The 18,520-nt window shown below is 72.4% G+C and carries 16 protein-coding genes; 6 read left to right on the top strand and 10 right to left on the bottom strand.

Annotation, left to right across the window (positions count from 1 at the left end):
• Positions 1 to 160: 160 nt before the first annotated feature.
• The 6 genes from pyk to ACPPVX_RS02370 all read right to left on the bottom strand — a co-directional run bounded on the left by pyk (position 161) and on the right by ACPPVX_RS02370 (position 6,377).
• Complete coding sequence (gene pyk / locus ACPPVX_RS02395; protein WP_426573286.1) at positions 161 to 1,594, bottom strand: pyruvate kinase; 1,434 nt, start codon at positions 1,592 to 1,594, stop codon at positions 161 to 163.
• A 67-nt stretch (positions 1,595 to 1,661) separates the two neighbouring features.
• Positions 1,662 to 2,774 carry a methyltransferase domain-containing protein gene (locus tag ACPPVX_RS02390; protein ID WP_426573285.1) on the bottom strand — a complete coding sequence of 371 codons (1,113 nt, stop codon included), beginning with the start codon at positions 2,772 to 2,774 and terminating at the stop codon, positions 1,662 to 1,664.
• A 7-nt stretch (positions 2,775 to 2,781) separates the two neighbouring features.
• The gene (locus ACPPVX_RS02385) at positions 2,782 to 3,060 is read right to left on the bottom strand and encodes a hypothetical protein (protein WP_426573284.1); all 279 of its coding nucleotides are present in this window, start codon (positions 3,058 to 3,060) and stop codon (positions 2,782 to 2,784) included.
• Entirely contained in the window at positions 3,057 to 3,869 is an 813-nt protein-coding gene (locus tag ACPPVX_RS02380; protein ID WP_426573283.1) for an SDR family oxidoreductase, read from the bottom strand. The genes ACPPVX_RS02385 and ACPPVX_RS02380 overlap by 4 nt, the downstream gene beginning before the upstream one ends.
• A gap of 42 nt (positions 3,870 to 3,911) precedes the next feature.
• Entirely contained in the window at positions 3,912 to 4,895 is a 984-nt protein-coding gene (locus ACPPVX_RS02375) for an LLM class F420-dependent oxidoreductase (protein ID WP_426573282.1), read from the bottom strand.
• 36 nt (positions 4,896 to 4,931) lie between these two features.
• The gene (locus ACPPVX_RS02370) at positions 4,932 to 6,377 is read right to left on the bottom strand and encodes a serine/threonine-protein kinase (protein WP_426573281.1); all 1,446 of its coding nucleotides are present in this window, start codon (positions 6,375 to 6,377) and stop codon (positions 4,932 to 4,934) included.
• A gap of 131 nt (positions 6,378 to 6,508) precedes the next feature.
• Here ACPPVX_RS02370 and ACPPVX_RS02365 point away from each other — a divergent pair, with 131 nt between their 5' ends.
• Positions 6,509 to 6,691 (top strand): hypothetical protein, encoded by a 183-nt coding sequence (locus ACPPVX_RS02365; protein WP_426573280.1) that lies wholly within the window; start codon positions 6,509 to 6,511, stop codon positions 6,689 to 6,691.
• Between the two features lie 45 nt (positions 6,692 to 6,736).
• Here the strand turns inward: ACPPVX_RS02365 and ACPPVX_RS02360 are convergent, their stop codons facing one another.
• Genes ACPPVX_RS02360 through ACPPVX_RS02350 form a run of 3 tightly spaced genes read right to left on the bottom strand, consistent with a single transcriptional unit; the run spans position 6,737 to position 9,624 of the window.
• Positions 6,737 to 8,164 carry a wax ester/triacylglycerol synthase domain-containing protein gene (locus ACPPVX_RS02360; protein WP_426573279.1) on the bottom strand — a complete coding sequence of 476 codons (1,428 nt, stop codon included), beginning with the start codon at positions 8,162 to 8,164 and terminating at the stop codon, positions 6,737 to 6,739.
• Between the two features lie 42 nt (positions 8,165 to 8,206).
• Positions 8,207 to 8,782: a phosphatase PAP2 family protein gene (locus tag ACPPVX_RS02355; RefSeq protein ID WP_426573278.1), complete on the bottom strand. Its 576-nt coding sequence runs from the start codon at positions 8,780 to 8,782 to the stop codon at positions 8,207 to 8,209.
• Positions 8,783 to 8,805: 23 nt separating this feature from the next.
• Positions 8,806 to 9,624: a RecB family exonuclease gene (locus tag ACPPVX_RS02350; protein ID WP_426573277.1), complete on the bottom strand. Its 819-nt coding sequence runs from the start codon at positions 9,622 to 9,624 to the stop codon at positions 8,806 to 8,808.
• A 77-nt stretch (positions 9,625 to 9,701) separates the two neighbouring features.
• On the opposite strand from ACPPVX_RS02350, the gene ACPPVX_RS02345 reads away from it, so the two are divergent.
• The 3 genes from ACPPVX_RS02345 (at position 9,702) to ACPPVX_RS02335 (ending at position 11,360) form a co-directional block, all read left to right on the top strand.
• On the top strand, positions 9,702 to 10,082 hold the full coding sequence (locus tag ACPPVX_RS02345; RefSeq protein ID WP_426573276.1) for a nuclear transport factor 2 family protein: 381 nt from the start codon (positions 9,702 to 9,704) through the stop codon (positions 10,080 to 10,082).
• 310 nt (positions 10,083 to 10,392) lie between these two features.
• Positions 10,393 to 11,019: a TetR/AcrR family transcriptional regulator gene (locus ACPPVX_RS02340; protein WP_426573275.1), complete on the top strand. Its 627-nt coding sequence runs from the start codon at positions 10,393 to 10,395 to the stop codon at positions 11,017 to 11,019.
• Positions 11,016 to 11,360, top strand: coding sequence for a hypothetical protein (locus ACPPVX_RS02335; RefSeq protein ID WP_426573274.1), 345 nt, complete (start codon positions 11,016 to 11,018; stop codon positions 11,358 to 11,360). The genes ACPPVX_RS02340 and ACPPVX_RS02335 overlap by 4 nt, the downstream gene beginning before the upstream one ends.
• A gap of 7 nt (positions 11,361 to 11,367) precedes the next feature.
• Here ACPPVX_RS02335 and ACPPVX_RS02330 read toward each other — a convergent pair whose 3' ends face one another.
• Positions 11,368 to 12,882, bottom strand: a complete 1,515-nt coding sequence (locus ACPPVX_RS02330) for a gamma-glutamyltransferase family protein (RefSeq protein ID WP_426573273.1) — start codon at positions 12,880 to 12,882, stop codon at positions 11,368 to 11,370.
• 367 nt (positions 12,883 to 13,249) lie between these two features.
• On the opposite strand from ACPPVX_RS02330, the gene ACPPVX_RS02325 reads away from it, so the two are divergent.
• Together ACPPVX_RS02325 and ACPPVX_RS02320 are read left to right on the top strand one after the other, a co-directional pair.
• Positions 13,250 to 13,750, top strand: coding sequence for a hypothetical protein (locus ACPPVX_RS02325; RefSeq protein WP_426573272.1), 501 nt, complete (start codon positions 13,250 to 13,252; stop codon positions 13,748 to 13,750).
• A 438-nt stretch (positions 13,751 to 14,188) separates the two neighbouring features.
• Complete coding sequence (locus ACPPVX_RS02320; protein ID WP_426573271.1) at positions 14,189 to 18,514, top strand: DUF6531 domain-containing protein; 4,326 nt, start codon at positions 14,189 to 14,191, stop codon at positions 18,512 to 18,514.
• The last annotated feature ends 6 nt before the right edge of the window (positions 18,515 to 18,520 follow it).

Genomic DNA, 18,520 nt, shown 5'->3' with positions numbered 1-18,520 from the left:
CCACTCCGGGGGATAGCGGTCCAGTGGTCCGCGTCGCATCATCGGCATGGGGTCCTCGAAAGCGCGGTGGGGGTACTGCGGTCGCCAGGGACGACGGTGCATCGCTTGGCAGGGTTCTCGGCCGGTCCGGCCTCCACCTGAAGCGGAAATGTCGCGGAGCTCAGCGGATGGGGATGAGGCGCAGGGAGTCGGTGGCCTGGCCGGGGTACTCCCGCGAGCCCGACAGCACGGCGACCAGATCGCCGCGGCGGATGAGCCCGTGCTCCCGGGCCTGCTCGACGACGCGGCCGATCACGTTGTCGGCTTGGTAGTCGACGTCGAGCAGCTGCGGGGTGGCGCCCCAGCTGAGCGAGAGCTGGCGGAGGGTCTGGGGATCGGTGGAGAACCCGAGGATCTTGGCCTGCGGCCGGAAGCGGGCGATGGAGCGCACGGTGAACCCGGTGTGGGTGATGCAGATGATGGCGCTGGCCCCGGTCTCGAGCGCGGCGCGCCAGGCGGCGTTGGTCATGCCCAGCGTGACGGTGTCGTCGATGTGGGGCTCCATGGTGGATGCGATCTCGTGCACCCGAGCGCCCCAGGCGTCGTAGTCGAACTCGTCGTCGGCACGAGCGGCGATGCGGGCCATGGTGGCCACCGCGTTGACCGGGTCGTGGCCGACGGCCGACTCGCCCGAGAGCATGAGGGCGCTGGAGCCGTCGAACACGGCGTTGGCGATGTCGGAGGCCTCGGCCCGGGTGGGCGTGGGCGCGGTGACCATCGACTCGAGCATCTGGGTGGCGGTGATCGCGGGTCGGCCCAGCGTGATGCAGCGCTGGATGATGCGCTTCTGGAGGTGCGGCAGCTCCTCGATGGGCATCTCGGCGCCGAGGTCGCCACGGGCGATCATCACCGCGCCGGAGGCCTCGATGATGCTGTCGAGGTTGTCGACGGCGGCGCGGGTCTCGATCTTGGCGACGACGAGCGGGCCGCGCGGGTGGGGCTCGACGCCGACGCGGCGGATGTCGTGCGCCGAGCGGACGAAGGAGATGGCGACGATGTCGATGCCCTCCTCGATGAAGGCGTCGAGCATGTGGAGGTCGTCGGCGGTGGGCGAGGAGATCCGCAGGCGGTCGGAGGGGATGTGGACGCCGGGGCGGCCCTGGAGCAGGCCGCCGTGGGTGATGCGGGCCTCGAGCCGATCGGCGTTGCGGTCGATCACCTCGGCCATGACCACGCCGTCGCCGAACGCCACCCGGTCGCCGACGTGCAGGTCGGTGAGCAGGCCCTCGTGGTCGACGTGGATCATCTTGGCGGTGGAGCCCTCGTTGCCGGGGCTCAGGTGGATGATGTCGCCCTGATCCACCGGCAGGCCCTCTTCGGGCATGTGGCCGGCGCGCACCTTGGGGCCGGGGAGGTCGACCATCACGCCGATGGGACGGCCCAGAGACGCCTCCACGCGCCGCACGCGCCGGAACTTCTCGATGGCCTCGTCGAGGGAGCCGTGGGCGAGGCCGATGCGGGCCACGTCCATCCCGGCCTCGGCGAGGTCCTTGATCGTCCCCTCGGAATCAGACGCGGGACCGATGGTGGCGATGATCTTCGTGCGACGTGCCATGGGACCAGTGTCGCAGCCCACCTGCCTCGTTCCGCGCAGGGTTCGGTGAACGTTGCCTGGCGCGCGGCTAGCCGCCGTCCGGCGGCGGGCCGGCCGCGGCGGCTCGGAGGTGGTCGACGAGCTGGGCGAGGGAGGTGCCGGCGTTGAGCCCGCTGGTGGAAGGGAGCACGTAGACGGGGGTCGGGCCCAGCCGCTCGGGCTGCCAACCGACCTGGGCCTTCCGGTCCACCCCGGCGCGCCAGCCCGCCAGCCCGACCACCGCCAGGGCCTCGGGCCGGAGCCACTCGCACAGGGCCTGCAACCGCTCGGCGCCCGCCCGGTACTCGTCTCGCCTCAGCTCGTCGGCCCGCGGCGTGGCCCGCTTGACGAGGTCGGTCATCCCGATGCGGTCGTGGCGGAGCAGGCGGCGCGGGTCCCGGTCGCTCGTGGAGAGCCCGGCGGCGGCGAGGGCCGGCCAGAACCGGTTGTTGCCGGTGACGTAGCCCACCCCTGCATCGGCGGCGTGGAGCGACGGGTTGAGCCCGCAGCACAGCAGCCGCATCCCCGCACCCACGTGGTCGGGCAGGGCGCGGCGGGCGGTGGCGGTGAGCTCGATGCGGGCGTGGTCGTCGTCGGTGCGGTCGGTGAGGGCCAGCGCGTCGATGCCGAAGCCGGCCGCGGCCACCACGGCAGCCAGGTGGTCCGGGTCCCACCAGGTGAAGCGGCGGCCGGGGAGGTCGTCGCCGCTGTCGGCCCGGGTGACCTCCTCGGACGTGGGCGCGCCGGTGCGGGTGGCGAACATGGTCAGCTCGAGGGTGCCGCCGACCTCGAGGACCCGGTGCACGTCGCCCAGCGCGAGCGGGAGCTCGGCCGCGGTGAGGTGCTGGTGCGCCTTCGAGGCCCAGACCCCCGCGAACGCGCCCCGGTCGAACGGCAGATCGGTCAGGTCGGCCCGGACCGCGGGCACCTCGGGAGCGAGGGCGTGGGCGGCGAGCACCATGGCGTGGGCGGCATCGGCGGCGACCGCGGGGCGGCCGAGCAGCGGGAGGTAGTGCCCGGGGCCGCACCCGAGGTCGAGGCGCCGACCCCCCGGCGTCACCCGGCGTGCGAACGCCTCGGCCCGTTCGGGGCGCTGGACCCCGCGGCGCACCGCGTACCCGGCGCCCTCCTGCTCGTAGACCTCGATGGTGGGGCGGTCCATCGGCGCGTCAGAACAGGCCGAGCTGGAAGCCGCCACCGGTGTCGGTGAGCGGGAGCCACTGCTCGCCGCCGCGCGGCCCGACCACCCGGACCTCGATGCGCTCGACGGTGATGGCGCGCGCTCGGCCCCGCTCGTCTCGCAGGCCCACCGACCCGTCGCGCTCGCGGCGCAGCACCACGCCCTCCCGGTACCGCTTGTCGGACGTGCCGAGGTAGCGGACGATCTGGCCGATCTCCAGGCCGATCTCGGCCAGGCGGTCGTCGATGGGCGAGGTGCGCTTGCTCATCCCGGCGCCGGCGGCGCGTCCTCGAGCGCCCCCAGGATCCGGGCCTGGAGGCGGGCCATGCCCCCGAGCCAGCGATCCGTGTCGGTGGCCCGGCGGAGGTAGTACTCGGCCACCTCGGGGTGGGGGAGGATCAGGAACTGCTCGGCGCGCAGGCCGGCGATCACCGACTCGGCCACATCGGACGGCTCGATCAGGCCCTGGGCGACGACCGTCTCCACCGAGGTGTGGCCCAGCGCGTGGGCGATGAGGTCGGTGCGGACCCCTTGGGGGCAGAGGCACGACACGGTGATGCCCTGGGTGCCGTAGGTGATGGCCAGCCACTCGGCGACCGCCACGGCGGCGTGCTTGGTGGCGGAGTACGGCAGGTCGCCGATCTGGGTGAGCAGCCCGGCCGCCGACGCGGTGGACAGGAGGTACCCCTGGCCGCGGGCGAGCATCGACGGGAGGACCGCCTCGGCCGCGTACACGTGGGCCAGCACGTTGACCTTCCAGATCCGGTCCCACACCTCGTCGGTGGTGTCGACCCCGGTGCCGGCGCCGATGCCGGCGTTGCTGACCATCAGATCGATCGGGCCGAGCTGGTCCTCGACCTGGGCGACGAGCCCGGCGACGGCCGTCCGGTCCGAGACGTCGACCACGAAGCCGGTGGCGCGGTCGCCCAGCTGCGCGACGGCGGCGTCGACGTCGGCCTGCACCAGATCGGCGATCGCCACCGCTCGGGCCCCCTCGGCGAGGAAGGCCTCGGCCAGGGCGAGCCCGATGCCCCGGGCGCCGCCCGTGACCACTGCGATGCGATCGTTCAGCTCCATGCCCGAACCCTACCGAGCGGGTCTGACGCGGACCGGCGGCCGTCAGGCCGAGGCCGCCGCCTCCATCGTGGCGGTGATCACCTGCCGGCGGTCACCGCCCCACGGGAGCGGCATCAGCACGGGCACGTCGACCCCGGCGTCGACGTAGGCGCGCACCGCATCGCGGACGGTGTCGGCGTCGCCCAGGACGTCGATGGCGTCGCACATCCGGTCGGACACGGCGGCGAGGGCGCCCTCTCGGTCGCCGGCCGCGTGGTGCTCACGGATCTCGTCGACCTCGTCGCCGAACCCGGCGCGCCGGAAGTTGGCGGCGTAGGCGTCGACCACGGCGTAGGAGAACAGGTCTCGGCGGGCCTTGTCGAGGCCCTGCTCGCGGTCGCCCACACCCGCGTGGACGTACCCGTAGATCTCGGCGTCGCCACCGGCACGGACCTGCTCGACCGACCAGGCGACGTGCGAGGCGGGGAGGTAGTTGAGGAGCACGCCGTCGGCCACCTCGCCGGCCAGCTTCAACATGGCCGGGTTGAGCGCGCCCACCACGACCTTCGGCTTCTTCTCGCCCAGCTTGAGCCCGAGGCGGAAGCCCTTCACCCGGTAGAATTCGCCGTCGAAGTCGACCTTCTCGCCCGAAAGGCACGCCTTGACCAGCGTGACGTACTCGCGCACCCGGGCGAGGGGGCGCTCGCCGTAGTCGACGCCGTGCCAGCGGCTGGTGACGACGGGCGACGAGATGCCGACGCCCAGCAGGATGTCGGCATCGGGGTGCAGCGCCTGCAGGGTGGCCGCCCCCATCGCCGTCACCATCGGGGTGCGCAGCTGGAGGGCGAGCACGCCGGTGCCGAGGTCCATGCCCGGGGCGGCGGCGCCAGCCGCGGCCAGCAGCGAGAACGCCTCGGGGCCCGTGGTCTCGGCCGTCCAGAACGAGCGGTAGCCGAGCGCGGAGGCCTGCTGGGCGGTCTCGATGGCCAGGGCGGGGCCGAGCGGCATGAGGCTGGCGAACGTGAATCCGAGCTTGGGGTGAGCCATGGCCGCGACCCTAGGACGCGGGCTCGGGCGGCTCGCTCAGAAGCTGCCGGTGGCCGTCAGCGTGTAGTCGGCGGGGCTGCGGTCGGTGCCCACCGACTCGACCTGCACGCGCAGGGTGGTGGCGTCGTCGAAGAAGCAGTTCGGGTCGCCGATGGTCACGGTGGCGGGCTCGCCGTCGCCGCTCACCGCCGTGCCCAGCGTGCCCGACCCGTCGAACACGGTGACCCGCTGGCTGACGCCCTTGGGGGCGGTGAGCGTGACGTGGAGCGCGCCGTCGCAGGTGAGCTGGATGCCGTCACCGACCTTGAGCAGGTAGGTGTCGGAGTCGTTGGCGGGCACCAGGTTGGCGACCAGCTCGCCGTCGAGCGGGCTGTCGGTGCCGAGGTCGTCGGCCTTGGCCTCGCAGCCGTTGGCGGCGTCGCCGTCGTAGTCGGCGAAGCCCTCGAGGCACGCCTTGCCGTCGGTGTTGGGGGCGGGCTGCTCACCGCAGGGCTGGAAGGGCAGCGGCGTGCACGGCGCGGTGGTGGAGGTGGTGGTGGCGGGAGCGGTGGTGGGCGTGGTCCTGGGGGCGGCGCTGTTGCCGTCGCCGCCGACCAGCACGAAGGCCGCGCCCCCCATCAGCAGCAGCACCAGGGCGGTGCCGCCGACGAGGGCCCGGGAGTTGCGCGCCGCCCAGGCGCGGCGGACGACGGTGCGGGGCTCGGTGCCGTCGGTCCCGCCACGGGCTTCGGCCGCCGACGGGCGGGCGGCCGGGTCCTTGGCGAGCATGGCGTCGATGCGGCGGCGGAGCTCGGGCGGGAGGGTCTTGGGGGCCTTCTCCGTGCGACCGGCCGCCGCCCGCATGAGCAGCAGGCGCGGGTCGCCGGCCCCGAACGGTCCCGCGCCGGTGGCGGCGAACAGGAGGGTGGCGCCGAGGCAGAACACGTCGGACGCCGCGGTGGCGTCCTCGCCGCGGGCCTGCTCGGGCGACATGAACCCTGGCGTGCCCACCACCATCTCGGTGGCGGTGAGGCCGGGGGTGGCGTCGCGGTGCACGGCCACGCCGAAGTCGGCGAGGTGGGGGTCGCCCTGATCGTCGAACAGCACGTTGGCCGGCTTGATGTCGCGGTGGACGATGCCCTGGCGGTGCGCGGCGGCGAGGGCATCGAGGAGGTGGTCGGCCAGCCGCTCGACCTCGTCGGCCGGGAGCGGTCCGTGCTCGGCGACCCGCTGGGCGAGGTTGCCGCCCGGCAGGAAGTCCATCACCAAGATGAGGTCGTCGTCTTCGTCGATGACCTCGCGGAGCCGCACCACCCCGGGGTGCTGGAGCTGCTGCAGCACCTCGGCCTCGCGGCGGATGCGCAGCCGCGCCTTGGTCAGCTCCTCGGGCGTTCCGTGCAGCGAGAGGCGCTTGAGCGCCACGCGGTTGCCGGCCTCGTCCTGCGCCAGATCGACCACGCCCATGCCGCCCCGACCGATGCGGCTGATGATCTCGTACGGCACGGCGGCCAGGGTACGGGGTGGTCGACCGCGGCTTGTAGCCGCCGGTCGGGTGTTTCGGGATGCTGGCGCCGACCTGTCCGCGGCAGCAACGTGCGCGTCGTTTCGGGTGCCGTACCGGTAAGGTGGCGTTCGTGACCGAGACTGCTGTGCCAGAGATCGTCATCCAGGAAGCGTTGGTCGTGATCGACCAGGCCCTGGGAACCATGCAGCAACGAGCGCTCGTCTCCTCCGATGAGGTGGCAGACCTGCTCTTGGACCTGCGGCTCCTGTTGGCCACCGCTCCCGCCCCCCTCCCTGTTGCTACGGGCGTCTAGCCCTCCGGCGACCCTGGGCGCGTTCGACGCGCCCTTCCCTGCTGGTCAGCGGCGCCGACGGCGCTTCGGGGTGCCCAGCGCGATCAGCTCGGCGAACGAGGCCGCGATGTCGTCGCGCAGCTGCTCTGGCCTGGGGATCGCGGCCAGATCCACGTGCAGGCCCAGGTCGAGGTCTCCGCGGTAGCTCATCGTGGTGAGGTTCCACGCGGTGCCGGCGATGGGGCCGAGCGGGTAGTTGCCCGTGATCAGGGCCCCGGCGATGAAGAGGTCGAACGGCGCCGCCCGCACGTTCGAGGTGGCGAAGTCGACCGTGAGCACCTGCTGGCGGGCGAGGCGCACGAGCATGGGCTGCGGTAGCAGGTTCACCAGCCCGGCGAGGGAGGTGGTGAGCCCCATGGCCCGCTCGGTCTTGGTGACCGCGAGTCGCTCGTGGACCTCAGCGAACCTCGTGGCGGGGTCTTCGGTGAGCGGGACGAGCACCCGGGTGGGCGTGAACGCGTTTCCGCCCGGTGAACGGTCGGTGCGCGTGCTGACCGGCATCGACATGCGCAGCTCGGCCACGCCGACGCCCTCACGGCGGTGGTAGCTGCCCGAGCCGCCGGCTGCGGCGGCGACGAAGAGGTCGTTGACCGATCCGCCGAGCGCGGTGGCCGCCGCCTTGGCGTCGGCGAGCGACACCTCGAACGTCTCGAGCCCGCGGTCGAGCGACCGCCCCGACCACAGCGGCGACCGGTGGCTGTCGACCACGCCGAGCTGGCGGACGAGCGAGCGGGTGGTGGCGGCCGTCTCGGCCGGCAGCGCGGCGAGCAGCGAGGCGACCTGCAGCGGGTCGCGCGCCCAGTCGGTGGCGGTGCCGGCCAGGCGGCGGACGACGTCGGCGCCCCGACGGGGGATCCCGCTCACCGCGTCGACGGCTCCGGCCCAGGGCGGGCGTGCGGGCGCCGGTGGGGGGCCATCGCCGACCTGCGGCGGCTCGGGCGCATCGCGCTCGGCGTCGATGAACTCGACCGACATGCGGATGCCGCCCTTGCCGTCGGTGATGGTGTGGTGCATCTTCTGCACCATCGCCGCCCGCCCATCGGGCAGGCCGTCGATCACCGTGAACTCCCACAGCGGACGGGTCCGGTCGAACGGCGTCGCTGCGATCTGGACGGCCAGCGCCCGGGCATCGGCGTCGGTGGCGCCCGCCGGCAGCTCGACCCACCGCAGGTGGGTGTCGAGGTCGAAGGTGGGATCGTCCTCCCACACGGGCGTTCCCGGGCCGAAGCTGTCGACCACGCGGCGCCGCAGGCGGGGGACGACGCGGGTGGCCCGCCACAGGCGGCGGCGCAGGCGCTCCGGATCGGGGGCGATGTCGAAGAACGTGATGTTGGCGAAGGTCGACGACAGCACCGGGTCGGCGTCGAGGCTCCACATGAGGGCTTCGACGTCGGACATCCGCTCGGAGGTGCCGTCGTTCGGGTCGGCGCTCATCGGTTGCAACCTACGCGCGCCGATCGGCGACGGCGCCTTCTGTCAGCCACGCGGCGGGGCCGGCCACACGCGCTCCGCCACCTTGGCGAACGTGATGCCGATCGCGGCGCCGGCGATGATGTCGGACGCGTGGTGCACCTTCACGTGCACCCGGCTGGTGGCCACGATGGCCGCCAGCCCGTAGAGGAGGGGAGCGGCCTTGGGGTGGCGGTGGCTCATGATCCCGGCGGCGGCGAGGGCCGAGCTGGCGTGCCCGCTGGGGAAGCTGGAGGTGCGGGGGAGGCGCACGTGGTGCGGGTGCTCCTCGAGCGAGGCCGGACGCGGCCGGCGGACGAGGCGCTTGATGCCCTGGTTGACGAGGGCCGACTCGGCGAGCAGCAGGAGGCCGAGGCGGATGGACGCATCGGCGTCTTCGTCGGAGCGGAGGCCGTCGGCGGCGGCGATGATCAGCCAGATCACGCTGAAGTCGCCGACCTGCGAGGCGATGTAGAAGACGCGGTCGGCGAGCGGGTGGCCGCGGAAGACCCGGCCCCAAGCGGCATCGACCGCCTGGTCGAAGCGATCGACCGGCGAGGACGGCGGGTCGAGCAGCGGTTCGGGTTCGACCGGGTCGGGCATCGTGGAACCCTAGGGGGCGGCGCTCACGATGCCGCAGCCGTACGTTCGGCAACGTAGGCGTCGACCAGGCTCAGGTCTCCGCCCTGGGCCGGGCAGTAGGCCCGGAACGAGCACCAGTTGCACAGCGGGCCGGGGCGCGGACGGAAGTCCTCCTTCTCGCAGGCGAGGGAGATGGCCTGCCACAGCGCCCGCAGCTTGGCCTTGAGCGCCCGGATGGCCTGCTCGGTGGGCTCGGTGGTGATGGTGAGCCCGTCGCCCAGGTAGATCAGCTGCACCTGGGCGGGGAGCACGCCGAAGAGCTCCTGGCACAGCAGGGCGTAGAAGGTGACCCCGCCGAGGCGGCCCTGCTGGTGGCTGGTGTGGGGCGACTTCCCGGTCTTGTAGTCGGTGACCACCAGTCCGCCATCGGCGTTGAGCTCCAGCCGGTCGATGATGCCGCGGATGCGGATGTCGTCGACCCGGGCCTCGAGCTTGAGCTCGAGCCCGACCGGGTGCACCTGGCTCGGATCCTCGATCTCGAAGTACCGCCGCACCAGGCGGTCGGCCTCGGCGACGAACGTGGCCTCGGCCTCCTCGTCGAGCTCCAGGCCGCTGAAATCCGGGTCTTCGCGCAGCTCCTCGAGCGCTCGTCCCAGATCCGCGATGGCCTCGGCGATGCCACGGTCTTGCGGTTCGCGGTCGAACAGGTGCTCCAGGGCCAGGTGCACCAACGTGCCGCGGGTGGCGGCGATGGACGGCTCCTCGGGCAGCTGGTCGATCGCCGAGAAGCGGAACGCGAGCGCGCAGTCCTTGAACGACGACACCTTGGAGGGCGACAGCGTGGTGGGGAGCTGGAAGGCCATGGTCGCACCGTACCCGGGGGGTCCGACAGCGGGGCCGGGTGGGCCGGAGGCGCCGGGCGGATCGGTACGATCGGCCGATGCCCGATCTCGAGCAGGAGCTGGAGGACGCCAACGCCGCGTTCTACGCCGCGTTCGAGGATCGCGACCTCGATGCGATGTCCGAGGTGTGGCTGCACGAGGACCACGTGGCCTGCACGCACCCCGGGTGGGCCTCGCTGCGGGGCTGGCCGGCGGTGGCCGCCTCGTGGTTCGCCCTGTTCCAGGGCGATCACCCCATGCAGTTCATCCTCACCAACGTGGCCGCCACCGTGCGCGGCGACACCGGGTGGGTGAGCCTCGACGAGAACCTGATCGCCGGGCCCCAGGCCCAGACCGTGGCCGCCGTCAACCTGTTCGAACGGGTCGACGGCCGCTGGCGCCTGGTCCTGCACCTCGGCTCCGGCATCGCCCCCGACTGAGGACGCCCCCTCCCGCCGGAGCGCCCCCGAGCCCCACCGGCTCCCGTCCTCGCCGCCCGAGCGAACTTGTTGCGGTGGGTGTCCTATGGAGCACTGGCTGCAACAAGTTCAGGTGATGGGGGTCCGATCGGCTCACGCCCCCGCCCCCTGCCCTGGCGAACTTGTTGAAGTGGGTGTCGCATGGAGCGCTGGCTGCAACAAGTTCAGGAGGGGGGAGGGGCGAGGGGATGGGGATGAGGGGCCGGATGGGCTCAGGCGGGGGTTCTGGGGCCGGGGCCTCTACGATGTGGTGTCCGCGACAGGGAGCCCCATGTCCACCCAGACCGAGCTCGACGAACCGATCGAGGAACCGATCGATGGCCGCACCGCTCGGGCGGTGCGCACCAAGGACGCCATCGTCGAGGCCACGCTGGGCCTGATCGACGAAGGCGACCTGCGGCCCACCGGCCCTCGCATCGCCGAGCGCGCCGGGGTGTCGGTCCGCTCGATCTTCCAGCACTTCGACGACCTCGATGCCCTGTTCTCGGCGGTGGGCGCCAAGGTGGCGGTCCGCATCGCCGGCCTGCTCCACCCGATCGACCCGGCGCTGGCGCTCGACGAGCGGGTCACGGTCTTCGTCAAGCAGCGCACCGAGGTGATGGAGGCGCTCACACCGGTCCTGCGCGCCGCCCTGGTGCACGCGGCGTCGTCGACGGTGATCCGCAACCAGTTCGAGGTCGGCCACGGCTTCCTCGGGGCCCAGGTCGATGCGGTGTTCGCCACCGAGCTCGATGCTGCCGAGGAGCCGATGCTTCTGCGCGAGGCGCTCATGGTGTCGCTGTCCTGGGTGGCGTGGGACCTCCTGCGCGGCGCCGAGGGGAAGTCGGAGGACGACGCCAGCGCCGTCATCGATTGGTCCACCCGGGCCGCCTTGCGAGCGGCGGGCTTCGCGGCGTGACCGACCCGGCCGACCGTCCACCAGCGGCGCGGTCCGGGCGGCTGCCCACCGAGCGGCTGTGGGTCGCGCCGAAGCTGGCGGAGCGGTTGGCGGCGCGGCCGGTGACACCCGAGCAGCTGGCCCAGGCGCTGGCCGCCACGCACGCCTGGTTCGAGGTGAACAGCGGGTGGGCGCCACCCGATCCCGAGACGATGGCCGACTGGGCCGATGAGGGGTCGTGCCGGGCGCCCGACGAGTGCTGGACGCCGCTCCACGGTGTGTGCCGGCACGGGCTGGCGTCGTGGCAGGTCGTGCTCGACGAGCTCGCCGATCTCGACGCCGCCACCCTGCACGAGCCCTGACGCCGGCTCAGACCGTGCGGACGGCGCCGCCCCGTCGGGGGTCGCCGGCGCCCGCCCGGCCCGGCGCCACGGCGTGCACGCCGCCGAAGTACATGCTCGGCTCGGGCCACTGGTTGACGCGGTGCTCCTGCTCGAGCGCGGCGAGCACGACCGGATCGAGCCCCGGCTCGGCCTCGATGTGGTCGGCGTCCCAGTGGATGCGCGGGGCCAGGACGGCCGCTTGGAGGTCGGTGCCGTGGTCGATGACCGAGGTGAGCACCTGGAGCAGGGCCGACCGGATGCGCTTCGATCCGCCGCTGCCGAGGGCCAGCTCGACCTGGCCTGCCGGGTCGAGGACGAAGGTGGGCGACATCATCGAGGCCACGCGGAGCCCGGGGGGCGCGGCGTGGAAGCCGTCGGGGTGGAGGTCGTCCTCGCCGAGCATGTTGTTGCAGGGGATGCCCGTGCCGTCGATGACGTCGCCGGAGCACTCGCCGTTCGAGGTGGTCATGGCGGCCACGTTGCCCTCGGCGTCGGCCACGGTGACGTGGGTGGTGCCCCGGCTCACCTGGGGGCGGTCGAGCGGGTCGTCGGCCAGGTCGCCGCGCAGGGCGGCCACCACGTCGGGGTGGCCGGCGGTCCGGTCGCGGTCGACCTCGGCCATCGTGCGGACCAGCAGGAGGGCGTGCGCCGGCGATCCCGCGGCGGGGGCGGGGCCGGCAGCGTCGATGCGGGCGAGGGCGAGGCCCAGGAGCGCGCCGCCGAACGTGGGTGGCGGGTTGGTGAGCAGCCGGCGGTCGCGGTAGGCGAACCGCAGCGGCTCCCGCTCGATCACGCGGTAGGCGGCCAGGTCGTCGGTGGTGAGCAGGCCACCACCCGCGTGCAGCTGGGCGGCGAGGCGCTCGGCCTGCTCGCCTGCGTAGAAGGTGGCGTCGGGGTGGGCGCCCAGCTCTGACAGGTAGGCGGCCAGGTCGTGGTTGTGCAGCGTGTCACCGACGCCGAGCAGCGTGCCGTACGGGAAGAAGATGGCGCGGCTGCCCGGCGTGCGCTCGAGGATCGGCTCCAGGAGCATGAAGTCACCCGCTTGCGTGGCCGACACCTCGACGCCACCGTGGGCGAGCTCGATGGCCGGGGCCACGACCTGGCCCAGGGGGAGCCGGCCGAGCTTGCGGTGGACGTGCAGGTAGCCGGCGAGGACACCAGGGACCGCCACCGAGCCGGGGCCGCAGTGGAACGTCTGCTCGGCTGCCGCAAACGACACCCGGACCTCCTCGAACACGGGGTCGGCGCTCTCCGGTGGTCGACCCAGGCCGGGGGTGTCGACGAAGAAGTCGAACAGGGTGTCGGTGCCCGCCGCGGTCCGGGCGAGCAGGAACCCGCCGCCGGCGAGGCTGGTGAACCCCGGTTCGCACACGGCGGAGGCGAACCCGGCGGCGATGATCGCGTCGAACGCGTTGCCGCCGGCGGCGAGCATGAGCGCGGCCGCGTCAGCCGCCCGCTCGTGGCCCGCGGCGACGGTGCCATGAGTCGGGTGGGCAGCCATGGGCGTCGATCGTACGAGCGTCACCGGCACCACCGAGGGCATCCGCGACCGGGTGCCGTGCGTCATCACCTGACTATGGGTCGACGACGACGACGGTCCGTGCTCCGGCTGGGCCACGCCGGACGAGTCGATCGCGGGCGGCGAGAAGGTGTTCCCCGAGGAGATCGAGCAGCCATCGGCGCGACTGGTCAGGAATCCTGACGAAGGGCCGTTCGGCCTATGGCTGTCGGGGCGGCTACCTGCGACTGTGCTCGGGTGCGGTGATACGTATACGTATCGCGAGCATCGGCTGATCGAGACGGCTCGGCAGCGGCGGAACGGGGAGACGATGGTTCGGCAGTCGGCGGGTAGGTGGCTTCTTCTCGGCATGGCCGTGGTGGTGGTCGCGTCGGGCTGCAGCGGTGCTGATGGCCACTCGGAGGCACGCGGGGCATCGACGACCACGGCGGTGGTGGTTTCGCCGGGGATCGCCAAGGTGCCTGCGCCGACGGCGCCGGTGGTGCCCGCCGACGCTCGGGCGTCGGTGGCGAGGGTGGTGCGTGAGCAGCACCTCGACGCGCAGGCGGCCGCGTGTGTGGCCGTGCGGTTCCGGGCCCGACCCGCGTTGGCCCGGGCGACCGAGAAGGCGCTGACGGATGTGGGGGCGGGGTGTGCGCGGGTGGCGGACGAGATCGTGCCGACGTTCGTGGGTTCGTTGACGGCGTCGCAGCACCTGTCGTCGCGGCAGGCAACGTGTGTGGTGACCGGCCTCTACCGGCTGACCTCGGCCCAGATGGATGCCATGACGAGCGCGATGTTGAACCCGATGGCCAAGCAGGCGGCAGCGGGTCGGCGCCCTGTCACCCAGATCGTGGAGAGGTGCGCATAGATGACGGTGGAACTGGTAGCGATGGGGACGGGTCTGCACCGGGTCCACTGGCCACATGGGGGCGGACGAGGCTGGAGGGCTCGGGCGGGGTGCGCCGCCCTGGCGCTGGCGCTGGTGGCAGCGGTCACGGCCCTCGCGGTCGCCCACCCGGTCGGCCCGGCAGCCGCGACCCCGAGTGTGGCGGCGGGCTACGAGGCGATGGTGGCGGGCGACCACCCGGCGATGTGGTGGCCGATGCACTCGTCTCACCCGTTCAAAGCCAGGGCCGGTGGGGCAGATCTCGGTCTCGTTGGGACGGCAGCGACGCCGGGGGCGGTGCCGGGACCGTTCGCGGGGGCTGATGCGACGCAGCTGTCGACGTCGGCGGGTTGCGGGACTGGGGGTTGGCCGACGGCGCTGGGCGGCGCGCCTGGTTCGTCGCTCGGGCCGGCGTTCTCGATGGAGTACTGGGTCCAGCTGGCGGAGGCGACGCCGTACTTCACGACGGATGGGTCCTGGTTCGATGCCGGTTCCTTCTCGGCGGTGATCGGCGAAACAGGGGCCGCCACGGGGTCCGGCTACAACGCAACCACGGGGGTGAGGGTCCAGACCGGTGCGCTCAACACGAGCGGGCCGTTGGCGGGTTGGCACCACGTGGCCGTGGTCGCGAGCCCAACCATGCTGACGGTGGCGGTCGATGGGGTCGAAGGAACTCCAGTCGCCAGGGCGGGTACGCCGCAGACGTGGAGCGGAGGCTTCCGGCTCGAGACGAGCTCGTGCACCACGACGGTGGGCAGCGATGCGTTCTCGGAGGTGGCGGTGTACCCGTATGCGTTGTCCGCGACGGCCATCGCGAACCACGCCTGCGCCGGGCTGGGGTCGGGCTCCAACGCGTGCGGGCGGGCCTCATCGTCGGTGGCCCAGGGGTTGGGGAACCACACGGCCTCGGGCGGTGGGCTGGTGGGTGAACCGGTGAACGCGGTGAACGGGAACCTGGTGGAGAACCTCACGGACCTGTCGGCGCCGCCGGGCGTGTTCGGAATGGACTTCACGCGCACCTACAACTCCGAGGATGGCTCGGACGGCCTGTTGGGGGTGGGGTGGACGTCGCCGCTCGATGTGTCGTTGGCGGCGTTCGGGTCGACGGCCGATGGCGACGCGTCGTACGTGCTCCGGATGCCCGACGGGAGCCGGTACCCGATCGTGCAGGACGGCTCGGGCTGGTCGGTGCCGGCCGCCTTGTACGCCACGTTCACGACGGCGGGTGGGCCGAAGTTGTCGTTCGGGACGGGGGAGACGTGGACGTTCGATTCGAGTGGCCGGTTGGTGAGCCGGACCGACGGGTTGGGTCAGTCGATCGTGGTGGCGTGGGCGCCGAGTGCTGGCGTGCTGGCCACGGTGACGTCTTCGAACTCGGGGCAGGCCGGGTGGAGCTACCAGCTGCTGGGATCGGCGGGGCGGGCGTCGGGCGTGGTGGGCCCGTTCCCAGCGGGCGGGTCGACGACGGGAGCGCCCCGGGTGGACTACCACGACGCGACTGACGACGACGGGGTGCACCTGGACAAGGTCTCGCGGCCCTATGCGTCCGGCGCCGCGCCGGTGGCGTGGGAGCACTACGGCTTCGACGCCAACGGGTACGTCTCGACGATCTCTGACGACTACCTGGGTGCGACGCAGTTGACAACGGTGTCGTCGGTGTTCGACGTGGATGGCCGGGTGACGAGCCAGACGCTGTTGGGCGGTCAGACGGTGACGCTCGCGTACGCGGCTGGGGTCACCACCGTGACGAACCAAGGAGGTGCGTCGGGGCCGACGGACACGTTGGCGTACCACTACGACAGCGCCGGGAACATCACGCAGGTGACCGATCCGTGGGGCAACGTCTCGTCGCAGACGATGGCCAACGATCGGCCGACCGGGGCGACGCGGCGGCCCGCAGATGGATCGTCACCCGCGGCGGTGTCGGGCTACACGGTGGACCCGACGCGCGGGACGACGGCCGCGATCGCGCGGCCGAACCCGTCGACGGGCGCAGCGGTGGCCGATTCGGGCGGCAAGGTGTCGTCGTACTGCTCGGGCGACGACCGGCCGACCGCCCTGACGAACTCGGCGGGGATCGCGGCGACGTTGAGCTACGGGAGCTCGGGGTGCGCGGCGGGAACCGGGCTGCCCACGACCCTCACGGTCGGCGGCGCCACCACGACGAACGCGCCGGTCTCGGTGTCGGGCTCGGCGACCGATCTGCTGGCCTCATCGACCGACGCGGATGGTGACGCGACCTATGAGACGTGGCAGGTCGGGAGGCGGCAGCTGCTGTCGAGCTCGGACAACCCGGCTTCGGGGGTGTTCCGGACCACCTTCTACGGCTACGACAGCGCGGGCCGTCAGACTGTGGTGCGGACGCCAGCCGGAGTCGAGACGTGGACGAGCTACAACCCTGACGGCACGGTGGCGTCGGTGGTCGGCCCGGTCACGGTCGCGAACACGACGCGGGGCTGCCCGACGGTGACGACGGCGGCGGGGGCGCTGGCGGCGTCGTGCACGTTCCCGGGATCGCCGCCCACCGGTCCGACCACTGCGTCGGGGTACTACCTCGACGGCACGTTGAAGCAGGCGGTCGCCAACGGTCAGACCACCACCCATGCGGTGACCTATCCGGGCGGGGGCGGGGTGGTGTCGACGGTGACGCCACCCACCCACGACGAGGCCGACGGGAGCCACGTCGCCCAGGTCACGGTGACCACCACCGATGCGATGGGCCGAGTGGTGTCCACCAAGGTGGGCGATCCGGCGAAGCCGGCGGAGGTGGCCACCACCACCAACACCTACGAGGATCCGCACAACCCGACGGCGGGGCACCTGGGCCGGGTGAGCTCCACGACGTCGCCGACGGGGGTCCACACCTACTACGCCTACGACAACGATGGCCGGGTCTTCCTCACCCAGGTGGGCGGGACGCCCCCGGACCGGCTGTTGACCGGCGGGTTGACGATGGGCTCGAACGGCTGCTGGAGCGTGGCCGCGCCCTACGGCGATCCCGGCCACACCACCTCCACCACCTACGACCGCCGTGGGCGCGTCACCGACGTGTGCGGGCCGGCCGGCGACACGTCGCCCACCGGGGCCGCGGTGCGCAGCCACACTCACACCGACTACGACAGCGCCGACCGGGCGGTGGCCACCACCCAGGGCGACTCGTCGGGCCCGCAGGTGAAGACCCGCCTGGCCTACGACGCCGTCACCGGCCTACTGATGCAGAAGGTCGTGGACCTCGACGCATCGGGCGGCACGATCGACGCCAACGACCAGGTGACCCAGTACTTCTACAGCAAGGCCGGACGCCTGCTCGTCTCGTTCACCGACCCGGTCGATGCCGCGACGTTCACCTGGCCCACGGCGGCCCCGTTGGCCACCTACGACGCGTCGGGCAACCCGGTCATCAACGCACAGGGCACCCGGGTCACCCAGTACAAGCGCGACGGTGCCGGTCAGGTGACCAGCACCATCGACGCCCTGGGCCGCACCACCGCCGACACCTACGACGCCGACGGCAACGTCGCCAAGCACACCCTCCCCGGCGGCTACTACCACCAGTACGCGTACGACGCGTTCGGCAACGTCATCACCGACACCACCCCGACTCCCGCCGGAGGCACCGGCACCGTGTCGCGGAGCTGGGCGTACGACAACGACGACCGCCTCGTGGCCACCACCACCCCGCCGGCCCCCGGCAACATCGTCGCCGCCACGGTGGCCCGCGCCTACTACCCCGACGGGTCGCTCAAGTGGGTGACGAACGCGCTCGGCGGCACCGCCTCAGCCACGAACCCCAACACCACCACCTACGCCTACGACTCCCGCGGGAACCGGACCCAGCGCACCACGCTGGTCAACCCCAACCCCGCCGCGCCCACCACCTACAACACCGTCACCCAGAAGTGGACCTACAACCTCGCCGACCACGTCACGACCGCCCGTCCCGACGGCACCGCCGGTCACGCCGTCGCCTACACGTACGACGACGACACCAACCCCAACAGCGCGAGCTACCCCCATGGCACCACCACCGCCGGACAGGGGACCGGTCGGTTGCGGGTGGTCGTGCAGGCATCGGGGCGGTCGACGACGTACGGCTATGGCGCGAACGGGCTGGCCACGATGGTGTGGAACGACCAGCCCTCCACCACCGAGACGACGGCACAGACCTGGTACGACCAGCTCGGCCGCCGCACCAAGGTCCACGACACCCTCAACGGGACCAGCGGCGAAGACTCGACCTACAGCTACGACGCGCTCGGCGACCTCACTGCGTCGAGCCTGCCGCCCAGCCCATCGAACCCGACACCGCACTACAGCTACACCTACGACCTCAACGGTCTGCCGCAGAGCCTCAGCTACCCGGACGGATCGCAGCACACGTTCTTCCACGACAAGCTCGGACGGCTCACCCAATCGAACGTGATCTGGCCTGGGCTCGGCCAGGCCGATCGTGGGCTACGCGTACGACACCAACGGCAACCGCACCTCGGAGGGCGTCGACTACAACCGCGGGGTCACTACCTGGACCTACCCGTCCAACGGCGCCCCTTACCCCTCCAACTACACCCAGACCATCAACACCGCCCCCACCACCAACACCAACATCACCTGGGGCGCAGATGGCCAAGAAGCATCCGAGACCACCGGCAGCACCGCGCTGACCTTCGGGTACGACGCCGCCGGCCAGCTCACCTCGCGGACAGGTGGAACCTCGGCACAGGCCTACTCGTACGACTCACACGGTGACCGGTT

This window comes from Aquihabitans sp. McL0605 (genome assembly GCF_049993875.1).
In the GTDB taxonomy this organism is placed as follows: Bacteria; Actinomycetota; Acidimicrobiia; order Acidimicrobiales; family Iamiaceae; genus Aquihabitans.
This window is presented reverse-complemented; position numbering and strand designations above follow the sequence as displayed.

What these genes read in the sequence shown, in the direction of transcription:
- ACPPVX_RS02340 (WP_426573275.1), top strand. Translation starts at nt 10,393, where the DNA reads ATGTCCACCCAGACCGAGCTCGACGAACCGATCGAGGAACCGATCGAT.
- ACPPVX_RS02380 (WP_426573283.1), bottom strand. Translation starts at nt 3,869, where the DNA reads ATGGAGCTGAACGATCGCATCGCAGTGGTCACGGGCGGCGCCCGGGGC.
- ACPPVX_RS02330 (WP_426573273.1), bottom strand. Translation starts at nt 12,882, where the DNA reads ATGGCTGCCCACCCGACTCATGGCACCGTCGCCGCGGGCCACGAGCGG.
- ACPPVX_RS02390 (WP_426573285.1), bottom strand. Translation starts at nt 2,774, where the DNA reads ATGGACCGCCCCACCATCGAGGTCTACGAGCAGGAGGGCGCCGGGTAC.
- ACPPVX_RS02320 (WP_426573271.1), top strand. Translation starts at nt 14,189, where the DNA reads ATGGAGTACTGGGTCCAGCTGGCGGAGGCGACGCCGTACTTCACGACG.
- ACPPVX_RS02355 (WP_426573278.1), bottom strand. Translation starts at nt 8,782, where the DNA reads ATGCCCGACCCGGTCGAACCCGAACCGCTGCTCGACCCGCCGTCCTCG.
- ACPPVX_RS02345 (WP_426573276.1), top strand. Translation starts at nt 9,702, where the DNA reads ATGCCCGATCTCGAGCAGGAGCTGGAGGACGCCAACGCCGCGTTCTAC.
- ACPPVX_RS02360 (WP_426573279.1), bottom strand. Translation starts at nt 8,164, where the DNA reads ATGAGCGCCGACCCGAACGACGGCACCTCCGAGCGGATGTCCGACGTC.
- ACPPVX_RS02385 (WP_426573284.1), bottom strand. Translation starts at nt 3,060, where the DNA reads ATGAGCAAGCGCACCTCGCCCATCGACGACCGCCTGGCCGAGATCGGC.
- ACPPVX_RS02325 (WP_426573272.1), top strand. Translation starts at nt 13,250, where the DNA reads ATGGCCGTGGTGGTGGTCGCGTCGGGCTGCAGCGGTGCTGATGGCCAC.
- ACPPVX_RS02375 (WP_426573282.1), bottom strand. Translation starts at nt 4,895, where the DNA reads ATGGCTCACCCCAAGCTCGGATTCACGTTCGCCAGCCTCATGCCGCTC.
- pyk (WP_426573286.1), bottom strand. Translation starts at nt 1,594, where the DNA reads ATGGCACGTCGCACGAAGATCATCGCCACCATCGGTCCCGCGTCTGAT.
- ACPPVX_RS02350 (WP_426573277.1), bottom strand. Translation starts at nt 9,624, where the DNA reads ATGGCCTTCCAGCTCCCCACCACGCTGTCGCCCTCCAAGGTGTCGTCG.